The organism is Vibrio sp. 10N.261.52.A1 (assembly GCF_002876325.1).
Taxonomy (GTDB): Bacteria; Pseudomonadota; Gammaproteobacteria; order Enterobacterales; family Vibrionaceae; genus Vibrio; species Vibrio chagasii.
In genome coordinates, this window is sequence record NZ_MCYD01001106.1 from 1 (window position 1) to 4,511 (window position 4,511).

General features: G+C 44.1%; 9 protein-coding genes. All 9 read right to left on the reverse strand.

What is annotated here, in order from left to right; all coding sequences use genetic code 11:
• A partial coding sequence (locus BCT81_RS23665) for an HD domain-containing protein (RefSeq protein ID WP_102426054.1) occupies positions 1 to 571 on the reverse strand: 571 nt, incomplete at its 3' end.
• Positions 572 to 625: 54 nt separating this feature from the next.
• Positions 626 to 1,048: a GNAT family N-acetyltransferase gene (locus tag BCT81_RS23670; protein WP_102426055.1), complete on the reverse strand. Its 423-nt coding sequence runs from the start codon at positions 1,046 to 1,048 to the stop codon at positions 626 to 628.
• Positions 1,049 to 1,090: 42 nt separating this feature from the next.
• The gene (locus BCT81_RS23675; protein ID WP_102426056.1) at positions 1,091 to 1,507 is read right to left on the reverse strand and encodes a VOC family protein; all 417 of its coding nucleotides are present in this window, start codon (positions 1,505 to 1,507) and stop codon (positions 1,091 to 1,093) included.
• 132 nt (positions 1,508 to 1,639) lie between these two features.
• On the reverse strand, positions 1,640 to 2,188 hold the full coding sequence (locus BCT81_RS23680) for a hypothetical protein (RefSeq protein WP_102426057.1): 549 nt from the start codon (positions 2,186 to 2,188) through the stop codon (positions 1,640 to 1,642).
• 57 nt (positions 2,189 to 2,245) lie between these two features.
• Positions 2,246 to 2,857, reverse strand: coding sequence for a LysE family translocator (locus tag BCT81_RS23685; protein WP_102426058.1), 612 nt, complete (start codon positions 2,855 to 2,857; stop codon positions 2,246 to 2,248).
• 57 nt (positions 2,858 to 2,914) lie between these two features.
• Positions 2,915 to 3,259, reverse strand: coding sequence for a hydroxylase (locus BCT81_RS23690; RefSeq protein ID WP_102426059.1), 345 nt, complete (start codon positions 3,257 to 3,259; stop codon positions 2,915 to 2,917).
• A gap of 46 nt (positions 3,260 to 3,305) precedes the next feature.
• A complete protein-coding gene (locus BCT81_RS23695; protein ID WP_102426060.1) occupies positions 3,306 to 3,779 on the reverse strand; it encodes a GNAT family N-acetyltransferase in 474 nt (157 codons plus the stop codon).
• 10 nt (positions 3,780 to 3,789) lie between these two features.
• Positions 3,790 to 4,182 (reverse strand): VOC family protein, encoded by a 393-nt coding sequence (locus BCT81_RS23700; protein ID WP_102426061.1) that lies wholly within the window; start codon positions 4,180 to 4,182, stop codon positions 3,790 to 3,792.
• A gap of 27 nt (positions 4,183 to 4,209) precedes the next feature.
• On the reverse strand, positions 4,210 to 4,511 hold a 302-nt coding region (locus tag BCT81_RS23705), incomplete at its 5' end, for an N-acetyltransferase (RefSeq protein ID WP_133152704.1).

Consider the following 4,511-nt stretch of genomic DNA (forward strand, 5'->3'; position numbering starts at 1 on the left):
GCCCTTGTTCGGCGGCCGCTTCAAGTTGAACTTCGAGTTCACTCCACAGTGCCTTGCTGCCTTTAGAAATGCGTTCACCGTTAAATGTCAGTACCTTATCTTTAGATATATTGTGCTTCTTCCAGCTATGACCGCCGCCATGGATGTTATGAAGTAAAGGCGGCACTCTATCAATCGCTTTACCGAATCTCGCTTCCGGTGACTCACCCGCTTCAAATTCTAGCCATAACTCCAAATATTCGGATCTTAGATGGCTCGGCAATGACTCAAGCAAATGCTCAACACAATTTCTCTCTTTAAGTTTGTTTTCTTCCGTTTCACTGGCGTAGATGATCGTGTCACCCGCATCGATTTCACCGAGATCGTGTATAAGCAGCATCTTCATCACTCGGGTTATATCGATCTCTTCATTCGCGTAGTCTTTCAACATCAGAGCACTCAAACAGACATGCCAGCTATGCTCAGCGGAGTTTTCATAGCGATCCAGACCAACTGGCTTCGTTTGTCTATGAACATCCTTCAACTTTTCCACTTCAGCCATGAATTGCAAAATGCCTTTGATTTCTTCCACGATACGCTTCCTTAACTTGAATTGATGTTTTAGATAGACGACTGATGCACAGGGTTACAGTGAACGTCTTTCCCCCCACCGAACCGACATCTTGTAGTAAGAGACTCCTGATTTTTGGAATTCAACGCCTTCAACCTGCATCTCAAACCTTTGATAGAAACCCAAAGCGGTTGTGCGAGCATCACACCAAAAATAACTCACTTTATCCGCTTGTAGATCTTTGATGATGTGCGCGATCACCTTAGAGCCAACACCCTGCCCTTGGTATTCTGGCAATGTAGCGAACTTACGTAGCCTGGCTTGCTTCCCTTGAACGTAAACAGACGCAACACAAACTAATTGGTTATCAATATAAGCACCATAATGCGAGGCATGCTCATCGCCTTCTACCGCACAAAACGACATTGGTTTGTTTGGCCAGAGTACTTGGTGACGAATGGGCAGCACGTTATCCGCTGAAATTTTGGTTATGTCCATGTTGCTCCGGTGCTATTTGGTGTTGGCTTGTAAGATTCAGGTTTATCGATTTGCCATTGGGTGGTCTGGGTTTAATTGCAGAAGATCCCATAGGTTTCCATAAAGGTCTTCGAATACCGCCACTGTTCCGTAGGCTTGCTCTTTCGGCTCTCGAACGAATTTGATTCCCAGAGACACCATGCGTTCATAGTCACGCCAAAAATCATCGGTATTTAAGAAGAGGAACACACGGCCACCAGCTTGGTTGCCGATAAAATCCAATTGCTCGGGCTTGGATGCTCTCGCCAGTAGTAGGCTGACACCGTGTGAATTGGGTGGAGCAACTACAACCCAACGCTTATCTTCATCTGGTAAGTAGGTATCTTCGATAAGCTCAAACTTGAGTTTGTTCACGTAGAAGTCTAGGGCTTCATCGTAGTCTTTTACGACAAGTGCAATATGGACAATATTTTGTTTCATGACATACCTTGTTATGCGTTAAGCAAGATCAAAATAATGCCATGGCTTCAATTCATACTCTAGAAATAGATTCCTTGAAACAGCAATAAACCTTCCTGATGCACAGCTCAACACAAACCGTATTGTTCTGAATTACAAGTAATTGGGCGCATTGTTATAAGCTTCTAACTCGATCGGAGCCTCACCGTAACCAAACACCGCTAACTGCAACAAATACTTCTTAGTAAACGCCTCTATCCCAAGATCTTCCGCCTGTTTTACATGGATCAACTCATGGGCAAGCAACAACTTATCTCCTTTGGCCCTATTTGCAATCCAAATACCATATCCGAAAGCCGTTCCCGTAAAATAAGGTGAATCTAAGCCCAACCTTTGCATCTGAAAACGCAGCGACTCATTTTCAGGTAGTGGCATTTTATCGACATAAAGAACACGAATTTTTTCTGGATTTTGGATACCGATGTCGCGTGCAATCTTTAGATACTGAGGGCGTAAAGGGACACCTTGAGACAAAGCGATTTGCTCATGCTTTTTCACATACTTTATCGAAAGCGGATAATACGCTTCGATCTGTTCAACAAGGTTAGCTGGTGGATTAGCGTAGATATCAGCTTTGTCTTTACAAGCAAATAGAGCGAGTGACGCCAACAAGAAAGTTGCCGTTTTAAAACGAGTCTTCATATTGGGTGAGCTCCTTTCTTTCCCGCAGTTAAGACCACACTACTCTAGAACATAACCTCATGACTTTGTTGCGAGTAACACCCCACATGTCGCCAAAAAGCCGCCCGATACCTTGTTGAGTAAAGTCTTAGCTGCTTGCCCTTGAAAAACGAAACTCGCCTTTGATGCCATACACGCATAGATTCCCAACACACCACCAACAGAAAACGTTGAGATGACTAATATAGTCGCCACATCTAGCGAAGATAATGACTGGAGATCGATGAAGGCAGGAAAAAAGCCCATATAGAATAGTATCGCTTTAGGGTTTGAAAGCGTCATCAGAATACCGACAATGACACTTGATGCCCTTGTTGTTTCCGGAGTTTTAACTGATGCAACATCATCACTTGAAGTCCATGTCGTATAAGCTAACCAAAATAGGTACGTGATTCCGATGTACTTGATGACTGTCGCAAAGTCTCCCATCGCATTGGCCATGGCAGTGAGACCAGAAAGCGCAAGGAAGATAAAAATATAGTCTGCGATGAGTACACCAAATACGACTAACAAACCCTGTCGCCATCCATGACTAATTGATCGAGATACTACAGCTAACACACTTGGCCCAGGTATGGCCGCAGACAGTGCCATTGCTAGAAATAAAGCGATACCAGATGTAATTGACATGTTCCCTCCTTAGAACAAATGCCATTTTATATTCTATACCTTTGGTCAAACGACCAGCTACAGCTGCCAAAAACCGAGTTCAACACCACTTTGAATGACAATGGCACACATTCCGTGACGTGGTAACTCCATTGGTGGAACTGCTACTTCAGCACCCAACTTTTCAGCTGCGTTTACTGCCGCTTCAATGTCTTTCACTAGCGTGTAATGGCGAACGACTGGCTCCTCAGTTTCACGAAGTGGTCCCCTTACGCCAATCACTCCACCATTAGAGAGCTTAGCGGTACGAGCACCACCTAAGTTCAAATCCACATCACTAAACTTCACATCGTAGATCTGCGCGTAAGTCGCACAAACCGTATCTACTTCAGAGGTAACAATTTCAAGATATTGAACTTTCATGGCCATTCCTTTGATTCCCAGTTGCCTTTTGATAAACAGATTTTAGTTAAGCGTTAATAGCTCCACGCATAATGAACTGTGGCCCAGCGGCGCCACCAAGGTACTGTTCATTGGTATCTTCAAAACCACCTTTAACATAGCACCTATAGGCTGAGGGGTTTTTACAATTAACCGTTAAGTAAATCCATTCATACCCTTCGTAATTGGCTGCTAGATACGGAAATAGCGCTTGCACCGCGCCAGTACCTAGCCCCTTTCCTTGTTGGTTTTTATCAAGCGCAAACGCCCTTAAACCAATACTACCTTCAGGGCAAAATTTGTAGCCAGCTGGGTAAGCAACATCAAGCTTAAAGAAGCCCACCACCTCACTTCCATATTTAATAATGTGTAGATGCGTGGTCTCGCTGCCATCTGACAGAAAGTCCGTTGCTGTTCCTGCAAACTTAACTTGCTCATCCGCGAGCTGAATTCGGTTAACTTGCTCAATATGAGCATCATTAAGTCTTTCGATAGTGATCATTGTTATTCCTTTATTCGCTATCTAGTCGTGTCTCATTACAAGCGATATTTTTACGAATGCCTCGTAAACCAATTAGGTTTCCAAAAGGGTCCTCGACTTGGCACATCGTTAATCCGCCTTCGATCTCCATTGGACCTCTATATAACTGAGCCCCAATTAACTGAAAATGTAAAAGTGACTTGTCAAAATCCTCTGTAGACCAATAAAGGACTGTTCCCTTTTTGCCAGAGCCAACTTTCTCATCCGCTTGCACAATCTCAATAGAAAAACCATTGATATCTAGAGTCGTAAAGTCAGAAGACGGATGATAGGTGGCGACAGACTCAGGAAAGGCGGCTTGATACCAGCTGAGTCCCTGCTCGATGTTTGGAACATGAATGAGAATTGCTAGTGGTCTGGTCAAGTTTGCCTCCTGATTGATTTGGGTCTATCACCCTTGAGTCTGCAACGTCATTGTTAGTTCAGACACCGACTGACCATCAATTCGATAGTAGTCTTCCATTTCGCCGACAACCGTAAACCCTGTTCTCAAATAAAGATTTTTAGCCGGAAGGTTGTTTGACAATACATTAAGGTCCAGCCAATCAATCGCTTCGCTCTCTCGGCAGTATTGAGTCGCCACATTCATTAGCTTGGAGCCTAAGCCTTGCTTTCTCACACTGCTGTCGACGCCCATCCCAAGCAACACACGGTGAGAACAGTAATTACCATTATGATGGCGCAAGTCGATAT